Origin of the sequence: Shimia aestuarii (assembly GCF_022814865.1) — a bacterium.
Classification (GTDB): domain Bacteria; phylum Pseudomonadota; class Alphaproteobacteria; order Rhodobacterales; family Rhodobacteraceae; genus Shimia; species Shimia aestuarii_A.
The window spans coordinates 126138-152137 of sequence record NZ_JAKVRD010000007.1 but is presented as its reverse complement, the minus strand read 5'-3'; the positions used below and the strand labels follow the sequence as shown (position 1 = coordinate 152137).

The following is a 26000-nucleotide window of genomic DNA, read 5'->3' as shown; positions in this document are numbered from 1 at the left end:
AGCGTCGGGAGAAATAGTTTAATGCTGAACTAAATTGAATCACGGAGGGCGTCATGGCCAAATCTTTCGATATGATCGTGATCGGCGCAGGGCCGGGCGGCTATGTGGCGGCGATCCGGGGCGCACAGCTGGGCCTCAACGTCGCGATTGTTGAGCGCGAGCACATGGGGGGCATCTGCCTCAACTGGGGGTGTATCCCGACCAAGGCGCTTCTGCGCTCTGCAGAAGTGTATCACCTGATGCATCGCGCGAAGGAATTTGGCCTCAGCGCAGATAACCTGTCTTACGATCTTGATGCGGTCGTGAAACGCTCGCGTGGTGTTGCCAAGCAGCTGAGCTCTGGCATCGGCCACCTGATGAAGAAGAACAAGATCACGGTGGTCATGGGTGAAGCGAGCCTTCCCGCCAAAGGCAAAGTGACCGTCAAGACAGAGAAGGGCAACGAAGAGCTGACATCCAAGCATATCGTGCTTGCGACAGGCGCCCGCGCGCGCGAGTTGCCGGGGCTTGAGGCGGATGGCGATCTCGTATGGACCTACAAACATGCACTTCAGCCCAAACGTATGCCCAAGAAGCTCCTCGTGATTGGCTCTGGCGCGATCGGGATCGAGTTCGCAAGTTTCTTCAATACACTTGGCGCCGATACCACGGTGGTTGAGGTGATGGATCGTGTCTTGCCTGTAGAAGACGCAGAGATCAGCGCATTCGCGAAGAAACAGTTTCAAAAGCAAGGCATGACCATTCGCGAGAAATCCATGGTCAAGCAACTTGACCGCGGCAAAGGCAAAGTCACGGCCCATATCGAAGCTGGTGGCAAGGTCGAGAAACACGACTTTGATACGGTCATTTCGGCGGTTGGTATCGTCGGCAACGTCGAGGGTCTTGGCCTTGAAGAGATCGGCGTCAAGGTGGATCGTACCCATGTCGTCACAGATGCCTATTGCCGCACAGATGTCGAAGGCGTCTACGCGATCGGCGATATCGCCGGCGCGCCTTGGCTTGCCCACAAGGCGAGCCACGAGGGCGTGATGATCGCGGAATTGATCGCCGGACAGAAGCCTCATCCCGTCAAACCCGAAAGCATCGCGGGTTGCACCTATTGTCACCCGCAAGTCGCCTCTGTCGGCTATAGTGAAGCAAAGGCCAAAGAGCTTGGGTATGAGGTCAAGGTCGGGCGTTTCCCGTTCATCGGCAACGGCAAGGCCATCGCACTTGGCGAGGCAGAGGGCATGGTAAAGACAGTGTTCGATGCCAAGACAGGAGAGCTGCTCGGGGCGCATATGGTCGGTGCGGAAGTCACCGAGATGATCCAGGGCTATGTCGTGGGCCGCACCCTCGAGACAACCGAAGCGGAGTTGATGGAAACGGTCTTCCCGCACCCGACGCTTTCTGAAATGATGCATGAAAGCGTGCTCGATGCATATGGGCGCGTGATCCATATGTAAGCAATCGGAGAGGGGCGCGCCTATGGCCCGTCCCCACCGATCCAGCCGGGAGCCCGAAGTGCCAAGCCTTAATCGGATCGTTATGGCCAAATCGAGCCGCCGCATGATCCGTGCGCTTGATCCTGAGCGACTAGATGCAGCGGAAATCTCGGGGCGATGGGGCGAACAGTTTGGGTTTCGCTCCTACGAACGCTTCATCTACCCCGAGTTTGACATTTGCGCGGGTCCGTTCCCACGTCCGGACGGAAAGCCGCGCAAATTCGACCTCATCATCGCCAACCAGGTCTGGGAACATCTTGATCGCCCCTACGCGGCGACGAAGAACGTGCGCAGGATGCTTCGGAAAGGAGGGCATTTCTGGGTCGCGGTGCCTTTCCACATTCCGTTTCATGCGGCGCCTTTGGACAATTCGCGTTGGTCTGCGCGCGGCCTCAAGAACCTGTTGATTGAATGCGGATTCGCGGAGGACGAGATTCAAGCCGAGCAATGGGGAAACCGTCCCGCTGCAGCGCGCAATCTCGAACTGCCGTGGCCTCCGATGTATGATGAGGGTCGGGACACGCTTGAAAACGATCCGGAAATGCCGATCTGTGCTTGGGCTATAGCGCGCCGCACATAGGGCGGGTGCGCAGCTCTAGGTGCGGATGACCTTGCCGCCAGCCTGCACCCAATGCGACAAACCACCGATGTTGTGTACGTCTTCATAGCCAAGTTGGCGCAACACGGATGCGGCAGAATGTGACCGCGCGCCAGAGGCGCAATAGACAGCGATCTTGCCAGTGGTCTTGAGGGCTGGGTGATAGTCAGGGTGGCGCGGATCGGCCATATCGCGCAGTCGCATCAAGGGCATGTGGAGTGCCCCTTCGGCAATACCGGAGTTCGCAAGCTCCATTCCGTCGCGCACATCAATCACGGTGATCGCCCCGGCCTTGGCGCCTTGGACGGCCTCCTGTGCACTCATTCCGGCTTTGGGCTTTTGCCTGAGAAAGAACATGGTGAACCTCTTCGCTGTCCGGTCCGCGCCGGTGTTTCCATTGCCTCAGAAATAACATTCGAAATTGTGAATACAATTCAAGAAACGACCAAAAAATGGTAAAGTTCATGCTTTGTTCATGTTTTTGGGTTGGCGACTCTGCTGATCTGACCTATTTCTTGGGCAGTCACCGCGAGGATTATCATGGCCGAGCTGAAGAATATCGAAGTGCGCGGCGCGCGCGAACACAATCTCAAAGACGTCGATGTGGACATTCCACGTGATCAGCTTGTGGTGATAACTGGCCTGTCCGGTTCCGGAAAATCGTCTCTCGCCTTCGATACGATCTATGCTGAGGGGCAGAGGCGCTACGTCGAATCTCTCTCTGCCTATGCGCGACAGTTCCTCGACATGATGGAAAAGCCGGATGTCGATCATATTAGCGGGCTATCCCCGGCAATCTCGATCGAACAGAAGACGACCTCCAAGAACCCGCGCTCAACCGTTGGCACGGTGACCGAGATCTACGACTACTTGCGTCTGCTTTTTGCGCGCGTCGGGACGCCCTATAGCCCGGCGACGGGCCTGCCCATCGAAGCGCAACAGGTGCAGGATATGGTCGACCGGATTATGTCTTTCGAAGAGGGGACGCGCGGTTATCTTCTTGCGCCAATTATTCGTGACCGCAAAGGCGAGTACCGTAAGGAATTTCTAGAGCTGCGCAAACAAGGCTTTCAACGCGTGAAGGTCGATGGAACATTCTACGATCTGGATGAACCGCCAACACTCGACAAGAAGTTTCGTCATGACATTGACGTCGTGGTGGATCGTATTGTGGTGCGCGAAGGGATGGAAACCCGTCTTGCCGACAGTCTGCGCACGGCGCTTGATCTTGCCGACGGCATTGCGGTTCTGGAGACGGCACCGAAGGAAGGCGACCCAGAGCGGATCACGTTTTCCGAGAATTTCGCGTGTCCGGTGAGCGGTTTCACGATCCCAGAGATCGAGCCGCGCCTTTTCTCGTTCAACGCGCCGTTTGGGGCCTGTCCCGATTGCGATGGGCTTGGCAAAGAGCTGTTCTTTGATGAGCGCCTTGTGGTGCCAGATGCGACGCTGCGTCTTTATGATGGAGCGCTCGCGCCATGGCGGAAGGGGAAATCGCCGTACTTCTTGCAGACCATCGAGGCGATTGCGCGCCATTACGAATTTGACAAGAATACCCCTTGGAAAAAACTGCCGAAACATGTGCAACAGGTTTTTCTGTATGGTTCCGGCGAGGAAGAAATCCCCTTCCGATATGATGAGGGGGGCCGCGTCTATCAGGTGACGCGCGTCTTCGAGGGCGTCATTCCAAACATGGAGCGTCGCTATCGCGAGACGGATTCCAACTGGATCCGCGAAGAGTTTGAACGCTACCAGAACAACCGACCCTGTGGCACCTGCGGCGGATATCGCCTTCGGGAAGAGGCCTTGGCGGTGCGCATCGCCGGTCTGCATATCGGCAAGGTCGTCGAGATGTCGATCCGCGAAGCCTATCGTTGGATCGAAGACGCGCCAAACCATCTGACGGCTCAGAAAAAAGAGATCGCACGTGCCATCGTCAAAGAGATCAAAGAGCGGCTTGGTTTCCTAAATAACGTTGGTTTGGAATACCTTACACTATCACGTTCAAGTGGAACGCTAAGCGGTGGTGAGAGCCAGCGAATTCGGCTCGCGTCGCAGATTGGGTCCGGTTTGACCGGGGTGCTCTACGTGCTCGACGAGCCGTCGATCGGGCTTCACCAACGTGACAATGATCGGCTTCTTGGGACACTCAAGAACCTACGGGATCAGGGCAATACTGTCATTGTTGTCGAACACGACGAAGAAGCGATCCGCGAGGCCGACTATGTGTTCGATATCGGCCCCGGCGCTGGTGTGCATGGTGGTCGCGTCGTCTCTAAAGGCACGCCGAAAGAGATCGCCGAGGATCCGGCCTCGCTGACCGGTCAGTATCTTTCAGGCGAGCGCGAGATCACCGTACCGACAGAGCGCCGGGATGGGAACGGCAAGAAAGTCACTGTCGTCAAGGCGACCGGGAACAACCTCAAATCTGCCACAGCGGATTTCCCACTTGGGAAATTCGTGTGCGTGACGGGTGTGTCTGGAGGGGGAAAGTCAACCCTCACCATTGAAACCCTGTTCAAGACGGCCTCAATGCGCCTCAACGGGGCGCGCCAAACGCCTGCTCCTTGTGAGACGATCAAGGGGCTCGAGCATCTCGACAAGGTCATCGACATCGACCAACGCCCGATTGGCCGCACACCGCGTTCCAACCCCGCGACCTATACCGGGGCGTTTACTCCGATCCGAGATTGGTTCGCGGGGCTACCAGAGGCCAAGACGCGGGGCTACAAGCCGGGACGGTTTAGTTTCAACGTCAAAGGCGGGCGTTGTGAAGCCTGTCAGGGGGACGGGGTCATCAAGATCGAGATGCATTTCTTGCCTGATGTCTATGTCACCTGCGAAACCTGCAACGGTGCGCGCTACAACCGCGAGACACTGGAGATCAAATTCAAGGGCAAAAGCATTGCGGATGTCCTCGATATGACGGTGGAAGATGCGCAGGACTTCTTCAAGGCGGTGCCCTCGATCCGGGACAAGATGGATGCGCTGGCGCGGGTCGGCCTTGGCTACATCAAAGTCGGCCAGCAGGCGACGACGCTCTCTGGTGGTGAGGCACAGCGGGTCAAGCTTTCCAAGGAACTGGCAAAGCGGTCCACAGGGCGTACCCTCTATATCCTAGATGAACCGACCACGGGCCTGCATTTCGAAGACGTGCGAAAACTTCTCGAGGTTCTGCATGAGTTGGTTGAGCAGGGCAATACGGTCGTCGTGATCGAACACAACCTCGATGTGATCAAGACTGCGGATTGGATCATCGACATTGGCCCAGAGGGCGGTGATGGCGGGGGCGAGATCGCGGCTTGCGGGACGCCCGAGGATGTGGCCGAGGTCGAACGCAGTCATACAGGGCGCTACCTGAAACCGATGCTAGCGGCCAAACGGGTTGCCGCGGAATGAGCCGGCTCGGGATCGCTCTTGGCTCTGGTGGTGCGCGAGGGTGGTGCCATATCGGTGTGCTCAAAGAGCTTGATGCGATCGGCGTTGCTCCGGACGTGGTCGCTGGATGCTCTATGGGCGCGCTTGTGGGCGCGGCATGGGCCTCTGGCCGTCTGTCTCGCCTGGAAGATTGGGCGCGCGCCCTGACACAACGCGGAATGCTCAACTACGTCGACCTGCGGTTTGAACATGGCGGTCTTTTGCGCGGTGGGACAGTGCGCGAGATGCTCAAGGATCTCGATCTGCCGGAACGGATCGAAGACCTCGGCAAGCCGTTTATCGTCGTCGCAACGGATATGGCGACGGGGCGGGAGATCTGGATCCAACGCGGATCGCTTTTTGACGCCATTCGGGCGACCATCTCGATCCCCGGTTTGTTCAGCCCTCACAAGGTTGATGGGAAATGGCTGTTGGATGGAGGGCTGGTCAATCCGGTCCCAAGCTCTGCCTGTCGTGCACTTGAGGCGGACGTGACCCTTGCTGTAAATCCCAACGCAAAGTTCGGCAACCTTTGGGAACCACGCGAAAGCTTTCTATCCAAATTGGGTTCTGCGGGGTGGGTGGAGAAGCTGCCAGATAGCGTGCGCGATATGCTGCAACCGGATAGCGAGCCGGGGCCGAACTCGCTCGATGTGGTGTCGACTTCCATTGATATCATGACGGAATATGTCCGGAAGACCCGAAGCGCCTCTGATCCACCGAACCTCGCCCTTGAGGCGGATCTAAACGACATGTCGGTGTTGGAACTGTTCCGAGCCGATAAGGCGATCAGCGAAGGTGAACGGATCGTGCGGGATCAGGCAGATGCGATCCGCGATCTGCTGAAGGGGTGACCCCGCCCAAGGCGGGCGGGGCCTTACGTCTTTAGCCGCGCCCACGTTTCTCAAAGCGGGGTAGCATGGCCGAGAAATCCATTCCGGCCCCATCTTCGTTTTCGACGAACTTGGCATAGAGGTCGCGCGCCATCTGACCCATCGGGGTGTCTGCGTCAGCAGCCTCAGCGGCCTGTTGCGAAAGGCGCAGGTCCTTGAGCATCAGGTCGGCCGCAAAACCGGGCTTGTAGTCGTTGTCTGAGGGCGATTGCGGCCCAACCCCCGGGGCTGGGCAATAGGCATTCATGGTCCAGGAATAGCCCGAAGAGGTCGACACCACGTCGAACATCTTCTGACGATCAAGACCAAGCTTGTCGGCGAGCGCAAAGGCTTCGCAGGTGGCGATCATGGTCACACCAAGGATCATGTTGTTGCAGATCTTCGCGGCCTGCCCGGCTCCTGCTTCGCCGCAATGCACGGCCTTCTGGCCCATGATGTCAAAGAGGGGCTCGGCCTTGGCAAATGCGGCGTCGCTGCCGCCAGCCATGAAGGTGAGCGTGCCGCCGGCTGCACCGCCAACACCGCCAGACACAGGGGCGTCCACGGCCAGAAGACCCGCGGCCTCGGCCTGTTCTGCCACAGCACGGGCGCTTTCGACATCTACGGTCGAGCAATCGACAAGTGCCGCGCCTTTATCCATCGCGGGGATCAGTTCTGCCGCAACGCTGCGCAGGATTTGGCCGTTGGGGAGCATGGTGATCACCACGTCGGCACCCTTGGCGGCGTCGGGCCCAGAGGCGGCCATGGTGACGCCCTCAACGGTCACCTCGGCCATATCGAACCCCGTGACCTCATGCCCGGCTTTGGCGAGGTTTGCGGCCATAGGACCGCCCATGTTGCCAAGTCCAATAAATCCGATTTTCATGGCTTAGTCTCCCTTTTCGAATGTGAGTTTTGCCTCTCCCAAAGGCATCAACATCTGGCTCACGGCGGTGGCCGGGAGCGCGGAAAGCGCGTGTTTCCAGCTTGGGTTTCTGTCCTTGTCGATGATCTGGGCGCGGATTCCTTCAAGGAAATCGCCCTTTTGCATCGCGCGATAGGTAAAGCGGTATTCTTGTTCGAGGGCCGGGCGGAGTGTCTCGGTGCCGCGCACCCGGTGGATGATCTCGAGCGTGCACCCCATGGCGAGGGGTGAGTTGCGGGAGAGCTTCTTGAGCGCGGCTTCTGCGAAGGTGCTTTTGCTGGCCTTCAGGGCGTTGACAATATCGGGCAGTGCCTCGCCGCCGAAGAAGGCGTTGATCTCGTCTTCTTGTGTGGCGAGCGCCGCCTCAGGCACCGGTTCCGCAGCGGCGTCAATCAATGTCCAATCGCCAGTTTCTTCAAGTTTTGCAATGAGTTCCGGCCAGTTCTTCTCGTGGATATAGTAGTCTGCGAAGCCCGCGAGGATGGCGTCTCCGGCGGCGAGGCGTGAGGCGGTGAGGCCGAGATATTCGCCAAGACGGCCCGGCGCATGAGCGAGGATGTAGGAGCCGCCGACATCCGGTACGAGGCCAATGCCGCATTCAGGCATGGCGATCTGGCTCGACTCGCCAACCACACGGTGCGATGCGTGGCATCCGACGCCGACGCCGCCGCCCATTGTGAACCCCTGCATGAAGCTCGCCACAGGCTTGTAGAATTCGAACATCTTGGCGTTCATTCTGTACTCATCAGCCCAGAATTTCTGTCCAAATGCGAAATTTCCGGCTTTCCCTGTTTCGTACAGTTCAGCGATGTCGCCGCCTGCGCAAAAGGCCTTCTCGCCTTCGGCGTCAATCACCAGCATCTTGACCTGATCGTCATCGGACCACGCGTCGAGCGCGTCTTCGATGGCGATGCACATCTCGTAGCTCATCGCATTGAGCGCCTTGGGGCGGGTAAAGGTGATGCGGCCGGTCTTTCCGACCTTGCGAATATTGATATCGCCCATGGGAAAACCCCTATCTGTAACGCGTCGGTATCACGTCGGTATTGCGTCGGTGCGAATTGCGGAATCAGGCCGCATCGGCGATCATTTGGCGCGATACGATCAGGCGCATGATCTCATTTGTGCCTTCGAGAATCTGGTGGACGCGCAGATCGCGCACGATCTTCTCGACCCCGTAATCCGCAAGGTAGCCATAACCGCCGTGCAGTTGCAGACAGCCATTTGCCACTTCGAAGGCGACATCGGTCACCATGAGCTTGGCCATGGCGCAGAACTTGGTCGCGTCGTGGGATTTGTTGTCGAGCTTCCACGCGGCCTGGCGCAGGAAGATGCGGGCGGCTTGCAGCTTCGTTTCGAACTCGGCGAGGCGGAATTGCAGCGCCTGGAACTGGTTGATGGGTTTGCCGAAGGCTTTGCGCTCGGCCATGTATTGCATCGTCAGGTCGAGGGCGTTCTGCGCACCACCAAGCGCAGAGGCGGCGATGTTGAGGCGGCCCCCGTCGAGACCGGCCATTGCGTAGGAGAAGCCTTTGCCTTCTTCGCCGATGAGGTTGTCATGCGGGACTTTACAATCGTCGAACTGCACCTGCGCGGTCGGTTGCGAGCGCCAGCCCATCTTGTTCTCAAGCCCGCCAAAACTCAGGCCCGCGGAGCCGTCTTCGACAACCACGGTCGAGATGCCCTTGGGGCCGTCATCGCCGGTGCGCACCATGGTGACATAAGCATCGGAGTAGCCGCCGCCGGAGATAAACGCCTTGGTGCCATTCAGCACATAGCCGTCATTGGTTTTGGCGGCGCGGGTCTTGAGCGCGGCCGCGTCGGAACCGGAGCCGGGTTCGGTCAGGCAGTAGGAGAAGACCTTGGACATGGTGCAGAGGTCTGGAAGCCATTTCTGCTTGGTTTCTTCGCTGCCGAATTTGTCGATCATGCCGCCGCACATATTGTGGATCGACAGGAAGGAGCCGACAGAGGGGCAGGACATGGCGAGCGCCTCAAAGACGAGGGTCGCGTCGAGGCGCGACAGGCCGGAGCCGCCGTACTCTTCGCTGACGTAAATGCCGCCAAGGCCAAGCTCGGCAATCTGCGGCCAGAGCTCTTTCGGGATCGTGCCTTCGGCCTCCCATTTCTGGGCGTTGGGGGCGATGTGTTCTTCGCCAAAGCCCTTGGCCATATCAAAGATCAGGGTTTGCTCTTCACTCAGTGCAAAATCCATCGGGTTCCTCCCAAAACGCGAAATTGAACGACTGTTAAATTATACAGTGCCGTAAGCGCGGTGTCAGTGCGCAAAAATGCAAAACAGGCTGGCGAATATGCCCGGACCTCCTACAAATCTGCGTGGTATTCTTCGATCAGGTGTTTGACCACGGCGCGCAATGCCTCTTCATGGGTGTATTCGGCCTGGATCGCATCGCGGTAGACCGCGCGTTGTTGATCGGCGCTATTGCCGGTGGCGACGATGGTGCGGGTGTTCTCGATTTCGCGCAGGCAGCCGAGGGTTTCGGCGTCTTCATGTAGAAGCGCGATGAATTCTTCTGCGAGTTCTTCGAAGGAAACGATTTCGCGGCGGCCCCAGTCGATCAGGCCGGATGAAATGCCATATCGCTGTGCACGCCAGCGGTTCTCGGAGATGAGAAAATTATCATAGAGGCGCCAGCGTTGGTTCTTGATCGCGAGGCGCCAGAGCATCCGGGTCAGGGCTTGGGTCAATGCGGCAAGGGTTAGTGCGGTTTCAAGGCGGGGCGACACATCGCAAACCCGGCTCTCGATGGTTGGAAAGCGAGAGGAGGGGCGCAGATCCCACCAGATCTTGGAGGCGTCCTCGATCACGCCCACGGTTTTCATCGCCTCAACCGAGCGTTCATATTCGCCCCATCCCTCGACGCGCGGCGGCAGGCCGGTGCGGGGCAGGTTGTCAAACACCGTCAGACGGTAACAACTCAGGCCCGTATCCTCGCCTTGCCAGAACGGCGAGGAACAGCTCAGCGCAAGCAGATGTGGCAGGAAATACTTGAGCTGGTTCATCAGGTCGATGCGTTGGTCCGGACCGTCGATGCCGACATGGACATGCATGCCGCAGATCAGCATACGCCGTACCACACCTGCGAGGTCGTCGCGCAGCTCGTTATAGCGTTGCTTGTCGGTGTGATGTTGGTTGCGCCAGTCCGAGAACGGATGGCAGGAGGCGGCGATCGGGGCGAGGTTATACTTGCCCGCCACCCGCGCCACGGTCGAGCGCAGGCGCTTGAGGTCTTCGCGGGCCTCGGCCACGTTGCGACAGACGGCCGTGCCGATTTCGATCTGGCAGTTGAGGAACTCGGGGCTGACCTGGCCTTCAAGCTCGGCCTTGCAGGCCTCCATCAGCCCGTCCGGCGCGGCCGCGAGGTCGAGGCTATCCTTGTCGATGAGGAGGTATTCCTCTTCCACGCCGATGGTGAAATCCGGTCCCTGCGGTGACATGGCGGCCCTCCCGAGTGGTCTTGGAAGGAGTTGAGCAGGAATGTGGGATCGTTTCAAGCGCCGCGGGCGGTCGGGGCCTGTGGCATAAACGCGAAAGAGGCCGGAACGATGTCCGGCCTCTCTTGGATGACTGTCGCTGGGAGATCAGTCCATTTGCTTGAAGTGGAACTCTCCGCCTTCCTTGATGCCCGAGAACCAGCGCGCGGTGACGGTCTTGGTCTTGGTGTAGAAGCGGAAGGCGTCGGGGCCGTATTGGTTCAGATCGCCAAAGGCCGATTTCTTCCAGCCGCCGAAGGTGAAGTAGCTCAGCGGCACCGGGATCGGGAAGTTGATGCCGACCATGCCGACATTGACCTTGGTGGCAAAGTCGCGTGCGGTGTCGCCATCTGCGGTAAAGATCGAGGTGCCGTTGCCGTATTGGTTGGTCATCACGAGATCGAGCGCTTCTTCATAGCTCTCGGTGCGCACGGTCGACAGGACCGGGCCAAAGATCTCTTCCTTGTAGATGTCCATGTCCTTGGTCACGTTGTCAAAGAGGCTCGGGCCGACAAAGAAGCCGTCCTCGTAGCCCTGCATCGAGAAGTCACGGCCGTCGACGACAAGCGTCGCGCCTTGGTCGACACCGCTCGAGACGAGGCCGTTGATGCGGTCCTTGGCTTGCGGGGTGATGACCGGGCCGTAATCCACGTCGGCGCCAGCAGTATAGGGGCCAACCTTGAGTTTCTCGATACGCGGCACAAGGCGTTCGATAAGGGCGTCGGCGGTCTTCTCGCCAACCGGCACGGCCACGGAGATCGCCATGCAGCGTTCGCCAGCCGCACCAAAGCCCGCGCCCACGAGCGCGTCAGCGGCTTTGTCCATGTCCGCGTCGGGCATGATAATCATGTGGTTCTTGGCACCGCCGAAGCATTGGGCGCGTTTGCCGTTGGTGCAGGCGCGGCCATAGATATACTGGGCGATCGGAGTCGAGCCGACAAAGCCCACGGCCTGGATCGTCTCGTTGTCGAGGATCGTGTCCACGGCTTCTTTGTCGCCGTTGACGACCTGAAGCACACCATCGGGCAGGCCCGCTTCTTTGATAAGTTCGGCAAGGCGCAGCGAGGTCGAGGGGCAGCGCTCGGAGGGTTTCAGGATCATCGCGTTGCCGGAGGCAAGCGCGGGGCCCATCTTCCAGAGCGGGATCATGGCCGGGAAGTTGAACGGGGTGATGCCCGCGACAACGCCGAGCGGCTGGCGCATGGCGTAGAGGTCGATGCCGGGGCCGCCATCGTTCATGTATTCGCCCTTGAGCAGGTTCGGCGCGCCCATGCAGACCTCGATCACCTCGAGGCCGCGCTGCACATCGCCACGCCCGTCGGGCAGGGTCTTGCCGTGTTCCCGGCTTACCAGCTCGGACAGCTCGTCCATGTGCTCTTCGATCAGAGCGGCGAACTTCATCATGACGCGGGCGCGGCGCTGCGGGTTGGTCGCGGCCCAAGCGGGCTGAGCGGCTTCGGCAGCGGCGATGGCGGCGTTCATCTCGTCCACGGTCGCGAGCGGCACCTTGGCCTGCACTTCGCCGGTGGCGGGGTTGTAGACATCTGCGAAACGGCCGGACGTGCCTTTGACGTGCTTGCCGTTGATGAAATGGGTCAGTTCTTGCATGGGATCTCCTCCAAAGCGTTCCGGGGCAGATTAGACTTGCAAGAATGCCTTTAAAAGAGCCAACATCTCAAAACAGCTTTGCGAGAATGCAGGAGGGCGGCATGGCACCACAATGGGACGATCTTCGGGTGTTTCTGGCTGTGGCGCGCGAAGAAAGCCTTTCTGCGGCGGGTCGGCGGCTCAAGGTGGATCCGGCGACAGTGGGGCGGCGGGTGGCGCGGCTCGAGACGGATATGGGTGCGCCGCTATTTGTCAAATCACCCTCGGGCTATGCCATGACAGATGCCGGGCAGCGGCTCTTGGTGCATGCGGTGCGGATCGAGCAGTCGCTCGAAGAAGCGACGCAGGAGATGGCCGGGACGAGCGGGGGGCTTTCGGGGCAGATCCGCATCGGGGCGCCGGACGGGGCGGCGAACTACCTCTTGCCGCAGGTCTGTGCCGAGATCGCGCGGAGCAATCCAGACCTTGAAATTCAGATCGTGGCGTTGCCGCGGGTCGTCAACCTATCCAAGCGTGAGGCCGATCTTGTCGTCGCCGTAAGCCCGCCAAGCGCAGGCAAGCTCACGGTGCAGAAGATCACGGACTACTCGCTGCACCTTGCGGCGGCGCGTTGGTATCTGCGCAATGCCCCACCGATCGAGAGCCTTGAAGACCTGCGTGAACATATGGTGGTCGGCTATATCCCGGATATGATTTTCGACAAGGAGCTCGACTATCTCAACGAGACCGGGGTGGAGCGGGTGCGGCTAGCGTCGAACTCGGCCTCTGTTCAGTTCAACTGGGTCCGGGGCGGGCATGGGATCGGGATCGTGCATGATTTCGCCTTACCTTCGGCGCGCGGCATGGTGAAGGTCTTGCCGGAGGCGGTCAGCCTGACGCGGAGTTTCTACCTGATCCGGCATGCGGATGATCGGCGGCTTGAGCGGATGAACCGTTTTGCCGAAGCGCTTTGCGAGGGAATTCGCGCAGAGGTCGCGCGGCTTGAGAGCGAAGCTTGACAGGTGAAAAAATTGCGACGACCATTGGATTTACGCAATATTCTTATGGAGGAATGAATATGCTGGTCCATCAGATCCTGAAACACAAAGGCGATCAAGGCGTTGTCACGGTGCCGCCGTCCATGACGGTTGCGGAAGCGGCAAAGCTTCTTGATGAAAAACGGATCGGCACATTGGTCATTTCTTCCACAGGCGACACCGCCGACGGCATCTGTTCCGAGCGCGATATCGTGCGCGAGGTGGCGCGGCGCGGCTCTGTGTGCCTTGAGACCAAGGTCGAAGAGATCATGTCGCGCAATATCATCACTTGCGGCCTTGGCGAAAAGGCCGATGCGGTGCTTGCGACGATGACCGAGAAACGGTTCCGTCACATGCCGGTGGTCGATGCCGGCGTTATGGTCGGTTTCATCAGTATCGGAGATGTGGTTAAGGCCCGCTTAACGGAGCTTGCGATGGAGAAAGACGCTCTTGAGGGGATGATCATGGGCCATTGAGGCCCAATCCCAGAGCGGTACATACCCCGTAAGACTACGGGTGCGACCAATGAGGGCTTGCATTTCTGGGCGCAATAATGTTGCGTGCCGCGGAAGCCACTGAAAAGCGGAGACAATCCATGCGCGTTGGTCTTTATCCGGGCACGTTTGACCCGATCACAATGGGTCATATCGACATTATTCGCCGGGCCTGTCTCTTGGTGGACAAGCTGGTCATCGGGGTTGCGATCAACCGTGACAAGGGGCCGCTGTTCACGCTTGAAGAGCGCGTTGCCATGGTCGAGGCGGAATGCGCCGCGCTCTCGAAAGAGACCGGCACCGAGATTGTCGCGCATCCGTTCGAGAACCTTTTGATCGATTGCGCCCATGATGTCGGGGCCCAGGTGATCGTGCGCGGGCTTCGGGCTGTGGCCGATTTTGAGTATGAATTCCAGATGGTTGGCATGAACCGGGCGCTCGACTCTTCGGTTGAGACGGTATTCCTTATGGCCGAGGCCAAGCATCAGGCGATTGCCTCCAAGCTCGTCAAAGAGATCGCGCGGCTTGGTGGGGACGTTTCGAAATTCGTCTCGCCCGATGTCAACGAAGCGCTGAAGGCCCGTTTCGCCTGATTCAGACGCCGCACAGGATTTCTGCAACGCCTCGCATCTTACCGGTGCGGGGCGTTTTCACATTCGAATCACGGCAAATGTGAAGGCCTTGGGACAGGGCGGACTCGGGGTCTGTATCACGTCGGTATCACGTCGGTATTGCGTCTGTGGCGCGGCCCCGATGGTGCGGATGAAGGCAGCGCACGGTCTCACGCAAGGTGACGGGGGACGGCGGTAGGTTTTTCCCCGTCGTGGACCCTTTGGGTATGCTTGTTTGGCGCGTCGGATCGGGTAGGGTGCAAAGAGCGGTTTCAACGGGAGTATTTCGGATGAGTGGATTGCTGGCCTTGCTCGATGATGTGGCAGGGATTGCCAAGGTTGCAGCGGCATCGGTGGATGATGTGGCGGCGCAGGCGGCCAAGGCCGGGGCCAAAGCGGCAGGCGCGGTGATCGACGATGCGGCGGTGACGCCGAAATATCTCCACGGGTTCGCACCGGCGCGGGAACTGCCGATCATCTGGAAGATCGCGCGCGGATCGATCCGCAACAAGCTCTTGATCCTGCTTCCGGCGGCGCTGCTTCTGTCGAATTTCGCACCGTGGCTCATCGCGCCCTTGTTGATGCTTGGCGGCGCGTATCTTTGTTTCGAGGGGGCGGAAAAGATCTATCACGTGCTTGTGCCGCATGACGATCATGCGGTGTTCAAGGAGGATGCGCCGGGCGATCCATTGCACCTTGAGGAACGCAAGGCGGCGGGTGCGATCAAGACAGATTTCATCCTCTCGGCCGAGATCATGACGATCATTCTTTCGGCCATTCCCGAAAGCACCTTTTGGATGGAGGCGGCGACGCTGGCGGTGGCCGGGGTCGGGATCACGGTGGCGGTCTATGGCTCGGTCGCGCTTATCGTCAAAATGGACGATGTGGGGCTTTTCATGGCTCAGAATGGACGGCTTGGCCTGACGCAGGCCTTTGGGCGGGGCCTTGTGCGGGCGATGCCGAAGTTCATGAAGTTCCTGACGATTGTCGGCACGGCGGCGATGCTCTGGGTCGGCGGCGCGATTATCGTGCACGGGCTAGAAGAGCTGGGCTATGGCTGGCTCGGGCATCATATCCACGACTGGGCCTATGCCGTTGCGCATATGGTGCCTGCGGCGTGGGAGGGGCTTGTGGAGTGGTCCGCGAAGGCGGCGATGGACGGGGTGTTCGGCCTCGCGCTTGGCTTCGTGCTTATTCCCGTCGCTACCAAGGTCATCGCGCCAATTTGGGGCGCGGTGTTTGGCGGGAAGAAAGAGGCGCATTGAGATTTATGCTCTGGCAAGCGCCTTCGAAATCCCTTGGACAAGGGCTTACAAGAACCCTTTGAGGCGGTGTTCGATATGGGCGATGCCGCAGATTGAGATAGAGGCCAAAGGAGATTTTGAATGAAGAAGTTTGTTTCAGGTATGGCGCTGGTGGCGCTGCTTGGGGGCTGCGAAGTGCCGGTCATCGTTGCGGCGAACCAAAATGACGGCAAGATGACCGGCATGTTCGAAGTGACCCTGCCAGCCATGTTACTTATCGAGGCGGCAGGCGAGGAGCAGCAGCTTCTTCGCGGGGAGTTGATCGGTCATATGAATGGCAGTGCGAAATTCAACCTGACCGGCCCTACATGGGGCGACTGCGAAGGCCAAAGCACCAAGTCTGGCTACACCAGCATGACCTGTGAAAACGGAATGGCCTATGCCTTTGAGGCTGGCCAACAGAAAGCCAAGATGTCGGGGATCAACGTCACGCGCGGGGTGCGCGAAGGGCATCCGTTCGTGGCGGTGTTCGGTTGGGGCAAAGAAGCCAATGAGGCGGCTGTGCGTGCGGCGATCTCTGGCTAGGTCTGCACCGGGTGATTTTTGACATTCGGGGTATGGACGGCACGAAGGGGCGCTCTACCTAGATGTCTGCGAACACGTGCACAGGAGCAGAAATCACCATGTTCAAAGGACTCGGACTTTCGGTCGCAATCATCGTTGGCGGAATGCTTGGCGTGCCAGCGCTTATGGCGGCGATGATCCAGTAAGGGCGAGGGGGCGTGCGTCTGCGCGTCTCTTGAAGCAAAGAAAAAGCCGCCGGGAGAGACCGGCGGCTTTTGTGTTTCTATGGCGTCGAGATTAGCCGAGCAGGGTTTTGACCTTGGCCACGACGTTGTCGGCGGTGATGCCGAACTTCTCGAACAGTTGACCGGCCGGGGCGGAAGCGCCGAAGCGGTCCATGCCGACGAAATCGGATTTGCCGGGCTTGGCGCGCTCACCGAGCAGCCATTGATCCCAGCCCTGACGCGCGGCGGCCTCGATGCCGACGCGGACAGCGGCGCCTGCGGGCAGTACCTTGCGGCGATAGGCTTCGTCCTGTTCGGCGAAGAGCTCCATACAGGGCATGGAGACGACGCGGGTGCCGATGCCTTCGGCTTCGAGCTTGGCCTTGGCGTCCATGGCGACGGAAACCTCAGAGCCGGTCGCGATCAGGATGGCCTGACGCTTGCCTTCCGCCTCGGCCAGCACGTAAGCGCCTTTCTCGGTCAGGTTGGTGTTCTTGGCCTCAGTGCGCACGGTCGGCAGGTTCTGGCGCGTGAGCGCGAGGACCGAGGGCGTGTCCTTGGAGGTCAGGGCGATTTCCCAAGCCTCGGCGGTCTCGGCGGTGTCGGCGGGGCGGAACACATAGGTGTTCGGCGTGGCGCGACAGATGGCGAGGTGTTCGACCGGCTGGTGGGTGGGTCCGTCTTCGCCAACACCGATGGAATCGTGGGTCATCACAAAGACCGTCGGGGTTTTCATCAGAGCCGCGAGGCGCATGGCCGGGCGGGCATAATCGGTGAAGCAGAAGAAGGTGCCGCCATAGGGGCGGATGCCGCCGTGCAGCGCCATGCCGTTCATCGCCGCCGCCATGCCGTGTTCGCGGATGCCATAGTAGATGTAGCGGCCCTTGCGGTTATCCACGTCAAAGACACCGAGGTCTTCGGTCTTGGTATTGTTGGAGCCGGTAAGGTCCGCCGAGCCGCCCACGGTTTCGGGCATGATCGGGTTCACCGCCTTGAGCACCATCTCAGACGATTTGCGGGTCGCCACGGAGGGCGCCTCTTCGGCGATCTGTTTCTTCAGGGCCTTGATGGTGGCCGAGAGTTTTTTGGGGGCGTCGCCCGCATAGGCGCGCTCAAAACGGTTGCGCTTGGCGGAGCCGACCTCGGCGAGGCGGGCTTCCCATGCGGCGCGCTCCTCAGCGCCACGGGCGCCGATGGCTTCCCATTGCGATTTGACATCGGCGGGGACTTCGAACGGGCCGTGGTTCCAGCCATAGACCTCTTTTGCGGCCTTGAGTTGGTCCGCGTCAGTCAGGGCGCCGTGGCCCTTGGACGTGTCCTGAGCCGCGTGGCCGAGGGCGATATGGGTCTTGCAGGCGATCATCGAGGGCTTGCGCGATTTTTTGGCGGCGGTGATGGCGGCGTCGATGGCCTCCGGGTCGTGGCCGTCGATTTCCTGCACATGCCAGCCGGACGCCTTGAACCGCTGCACCTGGTTGGTGCGGTCCGAAAGCTCGACCGTGCCGTCGATGGTGATGTTGTTGTTGTCCCAGAAGACGATCAGCTTGCCCAGCGAAAGGCGACCAGCGAGGCCGATGGCTTCCTGGCTGATGCCTTCCATGAGGCAGCCGTCGCCGGCGATCGCGTAGGTGTGGTGATCGACCAGTTTCTTGCCGTATTGGGCGCGTTGGATTTCCTCGGCGATGGCGAAGCCGACAGCGTTGGAGATACCTTGGCCGAGCGGCCCGGTGGTCGTCTCGACCGCGTCGAGCAGGAAGTTTTCGGGGTGACCGGCGGTCAGCGCGCCAAGTTGGCGGAAGTTCTTGATCTGGTCGAGCGTGACCTGCGCGTCACCGACGAGGTGCAGGAGCGAATAAATCAGCATCGAGCCATGACCGGCAGAGAGGATGAAGCGGTCGCGGTCGGGCCATTTGGGGGCCGAAGCGTCGAACTTCAGGTGGTTCTCGAACAGGACGGTGGCGACATCGGCCATGCCCATGGGCATGCCGGAATGACCGGAATTGGCGGCGGCCACGGCGTCAAGCGTCAGCGCGCGGATCGCGGCAGCTTTCATCCAGTGGTCGGGGTTCTTTGCGCGAAGGGCAGCGATATCCACGGGGCAGGTCCTTTGACTGGTGGGTCTGTTTGTGGGTGCTCAATACCAGCCCACGACCAATTATCAAGCATGTGCGTGGCGTGGGGCGGGCAATGGGGGAAGCAATTTGCACATTCATTGGATAAACTCGTGAAAACTCCGGGCAAAAGGCGATTCGTGTGGCGGATTGGGCACTGGAGGAGCAAAGAAGCAGACGGGACCGGCGACAACGGTTCGAACCAAGGAGAGGGGCCGATGAGTGAGATCAGTGACCTTGAAAGCCGGATCAGCGCCGCGATGGATCGCATCGGGCGCGGTCTTGAGGGGCTGAAGACGGCGTCGGGCGCAGAGGCGGCGAGCAGCGAAAGCGACAGCGCGGCCCTCGGCGAGGCACAAGACGCGCTTGCCGCAGAGAAAGACCGGGTGGTTGAGCTTGAGGCGCGGGTCGAGGCGCTGACGGTGGAGCGCGAGGCGCTGGAGACGGCGCTTGAAACCGCCAAGGCCGAAGCGCGGCGCGCTACGGATGAGGCCGAAAGCGCCAAGGCCACGGCGGAGGCCGCTGAGGCCAAGCGTGCAGAGGCCGAAGCGACGGCCAGCCAAGCCGCCGAGCCTGCGCAGGTGTCGGTCGATCTTGAAGAGAGCCGCGATATTCTCAATCAGCTTGCCGGTCGGTTGCGCCGGATGCGTCGCACCAGCCGGATGCTCCGGGCGTCGAACCAGATGATGCGCGACGCGATGAAGGCGGAGTTGTCGGATGCGACGCTGGTCAATCAGGCGCTCGAGGCCGAGCTTGCCGATCTCAAAGCGATGCGCGAGACGGAACTTGCCGAGATGAAGGCGGTCAACGCGACGCTGCGCCCGATGCTGGTGCAGGCGGAGAAAGACCAAGCCGCAGAAGGAGGTGCATGATGCCCGAAGTGGAAATCCATATCGGTGGCCGGACCTTCGAGGTTGCGTGTCAGGACGGGGAGCAGCATTTCCTGCAGGCGGCGGCCAAATTGCTTGATGACGAAGCACAGGTACTCACGAGCCAGATCGGCCGCATTCCCGAACCGCGGATGCTATTGATGGCGGGGCTGATGCTTGCCGATAAGACGGCGGGGCTTGAGGACAAGCTGCGCGAGGTCGAGGCGCAACTGGCGCAGGTGCAGGGCGAGTTGCAGGGCTTGAAGGATGCCGGGCCGGAGAAGGTCGAGGTTGCTGTGATCCCGCCGGAGGTCACCGATACGCTTGCCGAACTGGCCGCGCGGGCCGAGTCGCTTGCCGATACGGTCGAGGAAAAGGTCGGCTGATAAGGTATTGAGACAACATGAAAAAGGCCGATCCTTGCGGATCGGCCTTTTCTGTTTCGGATGGTGGGGTGAAGCCCACCCTAGGGCGACAGGATCAGGCGTTGGCTTCGCGGATCTTGTCGGCGGCTTCCTTGTTGTAGGCGACGCCGTTTTCTTCGAACAACGTATCCAACTCGCCCGAGAGGGTCATTTCAGTGATGATGTCACAGCCGCCCACGAACTCACCCTTCACGTAGAGCTGGGGGATGGTGGGCCAGTCGGAATAATCCTTGATCCCTTGGCGGATGCCTTCGTCTGCGAGCACGTTCACGTCAGTATAATCCACGCCCATGAAGTTGAGCACGCCTGCGACGCGCGAGGAGAAGCCGCATTGCGGCATTTCCTTGGTGCCTTTCATGTAGAGCACCACGTCGTTGGCTTTTACGATTTCGTCGATCTGGGTTTTTGCGTCGGTCATGATGTCTTGTCCTGTTCCTTGGGGTCTGCCTCGGCAGGGGCCGAAGCGGTTTGGACCGGGTCTTGTGTGTCGTCTGGGTTGAAATCTTCGAGGTCGAAGTGATCCTCTTCATCCGCCAGCGCGGTCACGTAGGTGCTATTGGTTTCGGGATCGTAACTCAAACCGTAGGAAGATGCACCGTCGCGTTTGAAGCGGTTGTATTCGTGCCATGCCGCATAGAGGAACACCAGCACGAAGGGCGTCAGCAGCAAGAGGCTTGGGAGACGTGCAAAGAGCATGGAATTAGCCGGGCGCTTTGGTCATCAGGGCGAGGGCGTGCAGCTCGCCGCTGTCGATCTTTTCCTTGAGCGTCGCGTTCACGGCGCGTTGCTGGGCCACACGGGACATGCCGCGAAAGCTCTCGTCGATCACCTCGGCAGAAAAATGCTGACCGTCATCGCCCATGACGGTGATCTTGGCGTCCGGAAAGCCCACGCGGATCAGGGCTTCGATATCAGAGGCGAGCATGGCCATGGAGGTCTCCCGAATAGATGTCGTTAAGATGTAGGATGTGCGTTTGCGGCTTGCAAGCAAATCCGCGTAGGGCCTCCGGGCCAGTGAGGTCCGGAGGCCGGATGCGTTGGTCGGGTCAGGCGACGGCCTCGGCAAAGCCCGCGCGGAACAGCGCCGAAAGCTCTTCGAGGGAGGCGGAGCTATTGCCCATGCAAACATCGGTGCCGGTAAAGCGACCGACGCTATGGACCGCCACACCAGCCTGACCTGCGGCGATCATCAGGGCCTCGGCCTGATCGAAGTTACAGGCCACGAGGTAGCGCGCCTGATCCTCGCCAAAGAGGGTTGCGGTGTCGTCGCTGTCGAGATGGATACCGACGCCCGCGGCCTCGGCCATCTCGAAGGCGGCAAGCGCAAGGCCGCCGTCGGAGAGATCGGTGCAGGCCTTGATGAAATCGCGGTTGGCGCGGATGAATTCGCCGGTCGCTTTCTCTGCGGCGAGATCCACATGCGGCGCGTCGCCATCTTCGCGGTTGAACACCTCGGCCAGAAGCGCCGATTGGCCCAGATGACCGGTCGTGTCGCCGATAACGAGGGCCACATGGCCGTCGCGGACTTCGCCGATGATCGGTTCTTCGTCGGCCGCGATCAGCCCCACGGCGCCGATGGTCGGCGTCGGCAGGATGGCAGATCCATCGGTCTCGTTATAAAGCGAGACGTTGCCCGAAACGATTGGCATGTCGAGCGCGGCGACGGCTTCGCCGATGCCTTTGATGGCGCCGACGAATTGGCCCATGATCTCGGGCTTTTCGGGGTTGCCGAAGTTGAGGTTGTCGGTTGTCGCCAGCGGCTTGGCCCCGACGGCGCAGAGGTTGCGCCAGGCTTCTGCCACGGCCTGCTTGCCGCCTTCGACGGGGTTGGCGCGCACGTAGCGCGGTGTCACGTCAGAGGTAAAGGCGAGCTTTTTGTCGGTGCCGTGGACCCGGATGATCCCGGCGCCGAGGCCCGGCAAGCGGGCGCTATCGGCCATGACCATGGTGTCATATTGTTCATAGACCCATTGCTTGCCGGCGTAGTTCGGCGAGGAGATCAGCGCCTTGAGGCCGTCGATGGGATCAATCTGCGGCACGTCGGCCAGCGGTTCAGCCGGCGGGGTTTCGACCCACGGGCGATCATATTCCGGCGCACGGCCCGAAAGGGGCGAGAGCGGCAGGTCGGCTTTGACTTCGCCATTGTGCAGGATGAGGAAGCGATCCTCGGCAATGGTCTCGCCGACGATGGCGAAATCGAGGTCCCATTTCTCGAACACGGCGCGTGCCTCGGCCTCTTTCTCGGGGCGCAGGACCATGAGCATACGTTCCTGGCTCTCAGAGAGCATCATCTCGTAGGCGGTCATGTTGTCTTCGCGCTGCGGCACGTCTTCGAGGTTCAGCTTGACCCCGAGCTTGCCCTTGTCGCCCATTTCCACGGCCGAGCAGGTCAGGCCTGCGGCGCCCATGTCTTGGATCGAGATTACGGCGCCGGTCTGCATGAGTTCCAGCGTCGCTTCCATCAGGCGTTTCTCGGTGAAGGGGTCGCCGACCTGAACGGTGGGGCGTTTTTCTTCGATGGTGTCGTCGAATTCGGCGCTTGCCATGGTTGCGCCGCCGACGCCGTCACGGCCGGTCTTCGCGCCAAGATAGACGACGGGCATGCCGATACCGGAGGCCGCCGAATAGAAGATCGCATCGCTTTTGGCGAGGCCTGCTGCGAAGGCATTGACGAGGCAGTTGCCATTATAGGCGGGATGGAAGCGCACTTCGCCGCCGACAGTCGGCACGCCGAAACAGTTGCCGTAGCCGCCGACGCCTTCGACGACGCCATTGACGAGCTGGCGGGTCTTGGGGTGGGACGGCTCGCCAAAGGAAAGGGAGTTCATCGCCGCGATGGGGCGGGCGCCCATGGTGAATACGTCACGCAGGATACCGCCGACCCCTGTGGCCGCGCCCTGATAGGGCTCGATGTAGGAGGGGTGGTTGTGGCTTTCCATCTTGAAGACCACGGCGTCGCCATCGCCGATATCCACGATGCCCGCGTTTTCGCCGGGGCCGCAGATCACCTGCGGGCCATCAGTCGGCAGGGTGCGCAGCCATTTCTTGGAGGATTTGTAAGAGCAGTGTTCGTTCCACATGGCCGAGAAGATGCCAAGCTCGGTGAAACTCGGTTCGCGTCCGATGATCTCGAGGATCAGGTCGTATTCGTCGGGCTTCAGACCGTGGCTTTCGATCAGGTCGGGGGTGATGGCGGGCTCTTGCATGGGGACTCTCTCTCCGGCGGCGCGTGTCTGGCGCTTCTTTAGGGCATTGCGGCGCTGTGGAAAAGGGGGCTTTCGGTCTCTGGCCCCTCGCATTTCTCTCAGGCCGTGCGCCCACGCCGCCAGCCGAAGAGCGCGAGAAGCGCGGCGGCAAGGACGAGCGCCCATCCGAACCAGTCACCGAGGCGGGTATAGAGGCTTTGGCCTGAGTGTCGGAAGCTTTGTCCGTGGATGGCGCCGGCGGTGTTGACGGGGCTTTCTGCGACGATTTCACCAGCGGGTGATACGACGAGGCTTATGCCGTTGACCGAGCCGACGCCGATCGTCAGGCGGTTCTCGACGGCGCGAAAGACGACATCGGCGGCGTGATGATAGGGAAAGATCGGGTCGGCGTCGAAGTCATTGTCCATCGGCAGCGCGATGACGTCTGCGCCTTCGCGGGCGAGGGCGCGTAGGATCCAGAGGCGGTGCGTGTCCCAACAGATCGCGCCGGAAAGGCGGCCAAAGGGCGTTTCTATATGAGCGAAGGATTCAGGCCCGCGCGCATATCCGGCGGCGATTTCCGCCGGGAAGAGATTGATTTTGGCGCGTTGTAGGGCTTGCTCGCCAGAGGGGGCAAAAAGGGTGTTGGTGTTTTCTTTGCCCTGTGCCGTGCGGTGCAGAAGGTTGACCGAGAGATAGGCGCCTTGGGCCTTGGCCAGCGACGACAGCGCGGCGCGGGTCTCTTTGTTGTCATCGTAGGCGAATTTGTTTTCCGGCCAGACGATCAGGTCCATGCCCGCGGGCAGGGTTTCTGTCAGGCGGATATTCTCGTCCAGCACCTTGCGGGAGAGGGCGGGGTCGGCGGCGATCTGGCCAAGGTCGCCTACCAAGGGCATGTCGGCGCGTTGCAGGGTCATGTCAGTCACGGCGGCGATGGTCACGGGTGTGCCCGTGCGCGGCATAAGGGCGGCTCCGGCAAGGAGAAGCGTGCCGATCACGGCCAGAGCGGCGAACGCAGTGCGGGGCGCGATTTCAAGACCCGTGCGTGGCGTGAGACGTAGGGCGCGGATCAAGAGCGCGGCAAGGGAAAGGATGGCCACAAGCACCATAAGGGTCAGGCCCGGAAACCCGGTCACCGAGAGGATTTGCAGCGCCGGGGGAAACCGCCATTGTGTGGCAGAGGGCGAGACGAACCACCAATCGCGCACATAAGGCGCGATGAACTTCACGAACTCCACCGCGCTCCAGACCAAGGGCAGGGCGAGAAGGCGGATCGCGCCCGGCATGCGCCGGGTGAGCCAAAGGCCAAGGCGAATTTTCAGCCCATACCAACCTGCCACCGCGAAAACGAGGCTCCAGCCGAGGGCGGGGCCGAAGATCGCCGGATACCAGCTATGGGCGCCGAGCGAGAAGACAAGGAAGAAGGCGATCGACAGGAGCGGCACCTGACGGTCGGGCTGGGTCAGCAGGAGGGTGAAGTAGGGAACAAAGCCAACCCAGCCAAGAAAGGGCAGGTCATAGCCCGGCAGGGCGGCAGCGGTCACTGCGCCGGAGAGGGCGCAGATCAGAACGGCAAAAAGGAAAGGCATATTCGGCAAACACATGAGAGGAAATAACTCTCTGTCTTGTGTCATGCCGGGGGCCACAAGTCCAAAAAAAAGGCCGAGCATCAAGCTCGGCCGAAGTCCAACAGGGAGGTTGAAGATGATGCGCTTTTCAGCAATCACCGTCTTCGAGAGATGAATTAGGCATCAGTTTTGAATCGATCAAGGGAAAGAATGCCGCAGGTGCAACATAGCCGCTATGCTATATGTGCATGTCTCAGGAATTTCCCTGATCTCTCAGTTGCTTGCGGTGTGAAATAATCTCTTCCTGCACGAAATCGCGGAAGGCCGCGATGCGTTTAGATTGCCGCAACTCTTCCGGGTAGGCGAGAAAAACGGGGATATCGCCGGATTCAAGGTCTGGCAAGACCCGCTCGAGATTCGGGAAATCCTGCGTCAGATAGTCGGGCAGGACACCAATACCGAGATTGTGGCGCACGGCTTGCAGGACGCCGTAGTAGTTGTTGACGTAAAGCACCGAAGGCACGTCATAGCTCATGATCTGCTGCACGAGATTGGCACCGGCTCCGACCTGCGCGGAGGTGACGTTCTGGCTTATCAGGCGGTGCGACGACAGATCGTCGAGCGTTTCCGGGCGGCCGTTCTGATCGAGGTATTCGGGCGACGCATAGAGGCGCATATGCACGTTCATCAGGCGCTTGCGGATCAGGTCGGCCTGGGACGGTTCCTTCATGCGGATGGCGACGTCGGCCTCGCGCATAGGCAGGTCGAGCACCTTTTCCTCGAGCATCAGGTCGATGTTGAGGTCGGGATATTTCTCGTAGAGCTTGGGCAGGCGCGGGGCGAGCCAGAGGGTGCCGAAACCGATCGTTGTCGTGACGCGCAATTCGCCGAACACTTCTTCTTCGCTATCGCGGATGCGGGCGGCGGCGGCGTCGAGGCGTTTGATCATTGCCGATGTGGCATCAAACAGAAGTTCACCCTGTTCGGTGAGAATCAGGCCGCGGGCGTGGCGGTGGAACAGGGTCGTGTTGAGCGATTCCTCGAGCGCGCGAATCTGGCGGGAGACCGCTGATTGCGACAAATGCAGCGTGTCACCCGCGTGGGTGAGGCTGCCAGCATCTGCAACCGCGTGAAATATTCTGAGCTTGTCCCAATCCATGTCCGCAACTTTCTCAAGGTAATCCCTGTCTATGGGAAAGCTTTGATAAACGAAACACCGTGTCGACACGATGGTGCGACCTTTTGGCAAAAATCGCTTGTTAGGTCAAAAATAGTGACCTAATATTGCGA

General features: G+C 60.3%; 25 protein-coding genes. 12 read left to right on the top strand and 13 right to left on the bottom strand.

Annotated features, from left to right (window positions below; all coding sequences use genetic code 11):
- Positions 1–53 precede the first annotated feature (53 nt).
- Positions 54–1445: a dihydrolipoyl dehydrogenase gene (lpdA, locus tag MK745_RS09445; RefSeq protein WP_243613044.1), complete on the top strand. Its 1392-nt coding sequence runs from the start codon at positions 54–56 to the stop codon at positions 1443–1445.
- Positions 1446–1467: 22 nt separating this feature from the next.
- The gene (locus MK745_RS09440; protein ID WP_243613043.1) at positions 1468–2064 is read left to right on the top strand and encodes a class I SAM-dependent methyltransferase; all 597 of its coding nucleotides are present in this window, start codon (positions 1468–1470) and stop codon (positions 2062–2064) included.
- A 15-nt stretch (positions 2065–2079) separates the two neighbouring features.
- On the opposite strand, the gene MK745_RS09435 is transcribed toward MK745_RS09440, so the two are convergent.
- Complete coding sequence (locus MK745_RS09435; protein ID WP_243613042.1) at positions 2080–2439, bottom strand: rhodanese-like domain-containing protein; 360 nt, start codon at positions 2437–2439, stop codon at positions 2080–2082.
- Positions 2440–2622: 183 nt separating this feature from the next.
- On the opposite strand from MK745_RS09435, the gene uvrA reads away from it, so the two are divergent.
- Together uvrA and MK745_RS09425 are read left to right on the top strand one after the other, a co-directional pair.
- The gene (uvrA, locus tag MK745_RS09430; protein WP_243613041.1) at positions 2623–5481 is read left to right on the top strand and encodes an excinuclease ABC subunit UvrA; all 2859 of its coding nucleotides are present in this window, start codon (positions 2623–2625) and stop codon (positions 5479–5481) included.
- Positions 5478–6353: a patatin-like phospholipase family protein gene (locus tag MK745_RS09425; RefSeq protein ID WP_243613040.1), complete on the top strand. Its 876-nt coding sequence runs from the start codon at positions 5478–5480 to the stop codon at positions 6351–6353. Before uvrA ends, MK745_RS09425 begins: the two co-directional genes overlap by 4 nt.
- Positions 6354–6384: 31 nt before the next feature.
- Here the strand turns inward: MK745_RS09425 and mmsB are convergent, their stop codons facing one another.
- From mmsB to MK745_RS09400, 5 genes are all read right to left on the bottom strand, one after another.
- Positions 6385–7257 carry a 3-hydroxyisobutyrate dehydrogenase gene (gene mmsB / locus MK745_RS09420; RefSeq protein ID WP_243613039.1) on the bottom strand — a complete coding sequence of 291 codons (873 nt, stop codon included), beginning with the start codon at positions 7255–7257 and terminating at the stop codon, positions 6385–6387.
- A gap of 3 nt (positions 7258–7260) precedes the next feature.
- Entirely contained in the window at positions 7261–8301 is a 1041-nt protein-coding gene (locus tag MK745_RS09415) for an enoyl-CoA hydratase/isomerase family protein (protein WP_243613038.1), read from the bottom strand.
- Positions 8302–8365: 64 nt separating this feature from the next.
- Positions 8366–9511 (bottom strand): acyl-CoA dehydrogenase family protein, encoded by a 1146-nt coding sequence (locus MK745_RS09410; RefSeq protein WP_243613037.1) that lies wholly within the window; start codon positions 9509–9511, stop codon positions 8366–8368.
- Positions 9512–9621: 110 nt separating this feature from the next.
- A complete protein-coding gene (locus tag MK745_RS09405) occupies positions 9622–10755 on the bottom strand; it encodes a carboxylate-amine ligase (protein WP_243613036.1) in 1134 nt (377 codons plus the stop codon).
- Between the two features lie 144 nt (positions 10756–10899).
- Positions 10900–12399 (bottom strand): CoA-acylating methylmalonate-semialdehyde dehydrogenase, encoded by a 1500-nt coding sequence (locus MK745_RS09400; RefSeq protein WP_243613035.1) that lies wholly within the window; start codon positions 12397–12399, stop codon positions 10900–10902.
- 101 nt (positions 12400–12500) lie between these two features.
- On the opposite strand from MK745_RS09400, the gene MK745_RS09395 reads away from it, so the two are divergent.
- The 6 genes from MK745_RS09395 to MK745_RS19765 all read left to right on the top strand — a co-directional run bounded on the left by MK745_RS09395 (position 12501) and on the right by MK745_RS19765 (position 16534).
- Positions 12501–13397, top strand: coding sequence for a LysR family transcriptional regulator (locus tag MK745_RS09395; RefSeq protein ID WP_243613034.1), 897 nt, complete (start codon positions 12501–12503; stop codon positions 13395–13397).
- Between the two features lie 59 nt (positions 13398–13456).
- On the top strand, positions 13457–13891 hold the full coding sequence (locus MK745_RS09390; protein ID WP_243613033.1) for a CBS domain-containing protein: 435 nt from the start codon (positions 13457–13459) through the stop codon (positions 13889–13891).
- Positions 13892–14010: 119 nt separating this feature from the next.
- Entirely contained in the window at positions 14011–14502 is a 492-nt protein-coding gene (gene coaD, locus MK745_RS09385) for a pantetheine-phosphate adenylyltransferase (protein WP_243613032.1), read from the top strand.
- A 308-nt stretch (positions 14503–14810) separates the two neighbouring features.
- Positions 14811–15785 carry a DUF808 domain-containing protein gene (locus MK745_RS09380; protein ID WP_243613031.1) on the top strand — a complete coding sequence of 325 codons (975 nt, stop codon included), beginning with the start codon at positions 14811–14813 and terminating at the stop codon, positions 15783–15785.
- A gap of 120 nt (positions 15786–15905) precedes the next feature.
- The gene (locus MK745_RS09375) at positions 15906–16349 is read left to right on the top strand and encodes a hypothetical protein (protein WP_243613030.1); all 444 of its coding nucleotides are present in this window, start codon (positions 15906–15908) and stop codon (positions 16347–16349) included.
- 62 nt (positions 16350–16411) lie between these two features.
- A complete protein-coding gene (locus MK745_RS19765) occupies positions 16412–16534 on the top strand; it encodes a hypothetical protein (RefSeq protein WP_279391774.1) in 123 nt (40 codons plus the stop codon).
- A 91-nt stretch (positions 16535–16625) separates the two neighbouring features.
- On the opposite strand, the gene tkt is transcribed toward MK745_RS19765, so the two are convergent.
- Positions 16626–18647: a transketolase gene (gene tkt, locus MK745_RS09370; protein ID WP_243613029.1), complete on the bottom strand. Its 2022-nt coding sequence runs from the start codon at positions 18645–18647 to the stop codon at positions 16626–16628.
- 234 nt (positions 18648–18881) lie between these two features.
- Here tkt and MK745_RS09365 point away from each other — a divergent pair, with 234 nt between their 5' ends.
- Both MK745_RS09365 and MK745_RS09360 read left to right on the top strand, forming a co-directional pair.
- Positions 18882–19535: a hypothetical protein gene (locus tag MK745_RS09365; protein WP_243613028.1), complete on the top strand. Its 654-nt coding sequence runs from the start codon at positions 18882–18884 to the stop codon at positions 19533–19535.
- Positions 19535–19918: a cell division protein ZapA gene (locus tag MK745_RS09360; RefSeq protein ID WP_243613027.1), complete on the top strand. Its 384-nt coding sequence runs from the start codon at positions 19535–19537 to the stop codon at positions 19916–19918. Before MK745_RS09365 ends, MK745_RS09360 begins: the two co-directional genes overlap by 1 nt.
- Before the next feature lie 94 nt (positions 19919–20012).
- On the opposite strand, the gene grxD is transcribed toward MK745_RS09360, so the two are convergent.
- From grxD to MK745_RS09330, 6 genes are all read right to left on the bottom strand, one after another.
- On the bottom strand, positions 20013–20375 hold the full coding sequence (grxD, locus tag MK745_RS09355) for a Grx4 family monothiol glutaredoxin (RefSeq protein WP_243613026.1): 363 nt from the start codon (positions 20373–20375) through the stop codon (positions 20013–20015).
- On the bottom strand, positions 20372–20653 hold the full coding sequence (locus MK745_RS09350; RefSeq protein WP_243613025.1) for a hypothetical protein: 282 nt from the start codon (positions 20651–20653) through the stop codon (positions 20372–20374). Before MK745_RS09350 ends, grxD begins: the two co-directional genes overlap by 4 nt.
- A gap of 4 nt (positions 20654–20657) precedes the next feature.
- Positions 20658–20888 carry a BolA family protein gene (locus MK745_RS09345; protein ID WP_243613024.1) on the bottom strand — a complete coding sequence of 77 codons (231 nt, stop codon included), beginning with the start codon at positions 20886–20888 and terminating at the stop codon, positions 20658–20660.
- A gap of 115 nt (positions 20889–21003) precedes the next feature.
- Positions 21004–23163 (bottom strand): phosphoribosylformylglycinamidine synthase subunit PurL, encoded by a 2160-nt coding sequence (purL, locus tag MK745_RS09340; protein WP_243613023.1) that lies wholly within the window; start codon positions 23161–23163, stop codon positions 21004–21006.
- Positions 23164–23261: 98 nt separating this feature from the next.
- Entirely contained in the window at positions 23262–24731 is a 1470-nt protein-coding gene (locus tag MK745_RS09335; protein ID WP_243613022.1) for a nitrilase-related carbon-nitrogen hydrolase, read from the bottom strand.
- A gap of 232 nt (positions 24732–24963) precedes the next feature.
- Complete coding sequence (locus tag MK745_RS09330; RefSeq protein WP_243613021.1) at positions 24964–25869, bottom strand: LysR family transcriptional regulator; 906 nt, start codon at positions 25867–25869, stop codon at positions 24964–24966.
- Between the last annotated feature and the right edge of the window lie 131 nt (positions 25870–26000).

Excerpts from the sequence above, each read along its gene's own strand:
- MK745_RS09440 (WP_243613043.1), top strand. The coding sequence starts at position 1,468 with ATGGCCCGTCCCCACCGATCCAGCCGGGAGCCCGAAGTGCCAAGCCTT.
- MK745_RS09415 (WP_243613038.1), bottom strand. The coding sequence starts at position 8,301 with ATGGGCGATATCAATATTCGCAAGGTCGGAAAGACCGGCCGCATCACC.
- MK745_RS09350 (WP_243613025.1), bottom strand. The coding sequence starts at position 20,653 with ATGCTCTTTGCACGTCTCCCAAGCCTCTTGCTGCTGACGCCCTTCGTG.
- MK745_RS09345 (WP_243613024.1), bottom strand. The coding sequence starts at position 20,888 with ATGGCCATGCTCGCCTCTGATATCGAAGCCCTGATCCGCGTGGGCTTT.
- MK745_RS09395 (WP_243613034.1), top strand. The coding sequence starts at position 12,501 with ATGGCACCACAATGGGACGATCTTCGGGTGTTTCTGGCTGTGGCGCGC.
- MK745_RS09390 (WP_243613033.1), top strand. The coding sequence starts at position 13,457 with ATGCTGGTCCATCAGATCCTGAAACACAAAGGCGATCAAGGCGTTGTC.
- lpdA (WP_243613044.1), top strand. The coding sequence starts at position 54 with ATGGCCAAATCTTTCGATATGATCGTGATCGGCGCAGGGCCGGGCGGC.
- MK745_RS09330 (WP_243613021.1), bottom strand. The coding sequence starts at position 25,869 with ATGGATTGGGACAAGCTCAGAATATTTCACGCGGTTGCAGATGCTGGC.
- MK745_RS19765 (WP_279391774.1), top strand. The coding sequence starts at position 16,412 with ATGTCTGCGAACACGTGCACAGGAGCAGAAATCACCATGTTCAAAGGA.
- grxD (WP_243613026.1), bottom strand. The coding sequence starts at position 20,375 with ATGACCGACGCAAAAACCCAGATCGACGAAATCGTAAAAGCCAACGAC.
- MK745_RS09380 (WP_243613031.1), top strand. The coding sequence starts at position 14,811 with ATGAGTGGATTGCTGGCCTTGCTCGATGATGTGGCAGGGATTGCCAAG.
- MK745_RS09360 (WP_243613027.1), top strand. The coding sequence starts at position 19,535 with ATGCCCGAAGTGGAAATCCATATCGGTGGCCGGACCTTCGAGGTTGCG.
- MK745_RS09335 (WP_243613022.1), bottom strand. The coding sequence starts at position 24,731 with ATGCCTTTCCTTTTTGCCGTTCTGATCTGCGCCCTCTCCGGCGCAGTG.
- MK745_RS09405 (WP_243613036.1), bottom strand. The coding sequence starts at position 10,755 with ATGTCACCGCAGGGACCGGATTTCACCATCGGCGTGGAAGAGGAATAC.
- MK745_RS09365 (WP_243613028.1), top strand. The coding sequence starts at position 18,882 with ATGAGTGAGATCAGTGACCTTGAAAGCCGGATCAGCGCCGCGATGGAT.
- MK745_RS09410 (WP_243613037.1), bottom strand. The coding sequence starts at position 9,511 with ATGGATTTTGCACTGAGTGAAGAGCAAACCCTGATCTTTGATATGGCC.
- MK745_RS09375 (WP_243613030.1), top strand. The coding sequence starts at position 15,906 with ATGAAGAAGTTTGTTTCAGGTATGGCGCTGGTGGCGCTGCTTGGGGGC.
- MK745_RS09400 (WP_243613035.1), bottom strand. The coding sequence starts at position 12,399 with ATGCAAGAACTGACCCATTTCATCAACGGCAAGCACGTCAAAGGCACG.
- purL (WP_243613023.1), bottom strand. The coding sequence starts at position 23,163 with ATGCAAGAGCCCGCCATCACCCCCGACCTGATCGAAAGCCACGGTCTG.
- MK745_RS09435 (WP_243613042.1), bottom strand. The coding sequence starts at position 2,439 with ATGTTCTTTCTCAGGCAAAAGCCCAAAGCCGGAATGAGTGCACAGGAG.
- MK745_RS09425 (WP_243613040.1), top strand. The coding sequence starts at position 5,478 with ATGAGCCGGCTCGGGATCGCTCTTGGCTCTGGTGGTGCGCGAGGGTGG.
- mmsB (WP_243613039.1), bottom strand. The coding sequence starts at position 7,257 with ATGAAAATCGGATTTATTGGACTTGGCAACATGGGCGGTCCTATGGCC.
- uvrA (WP_243613041.1), top strand. The coding sequence starts at position 2,623 with ATGGCCGAGCTGAAGAATATCGAAGTGCGCGGCGCGCGCGAACACAAT.
- coaD (WP_243613032.1), top strand. The coding sequence starts at position 14,011 with ATGCGCGTTGGTCTTTATCCGGGCACGTTTGACCCGATCACAATGGGT.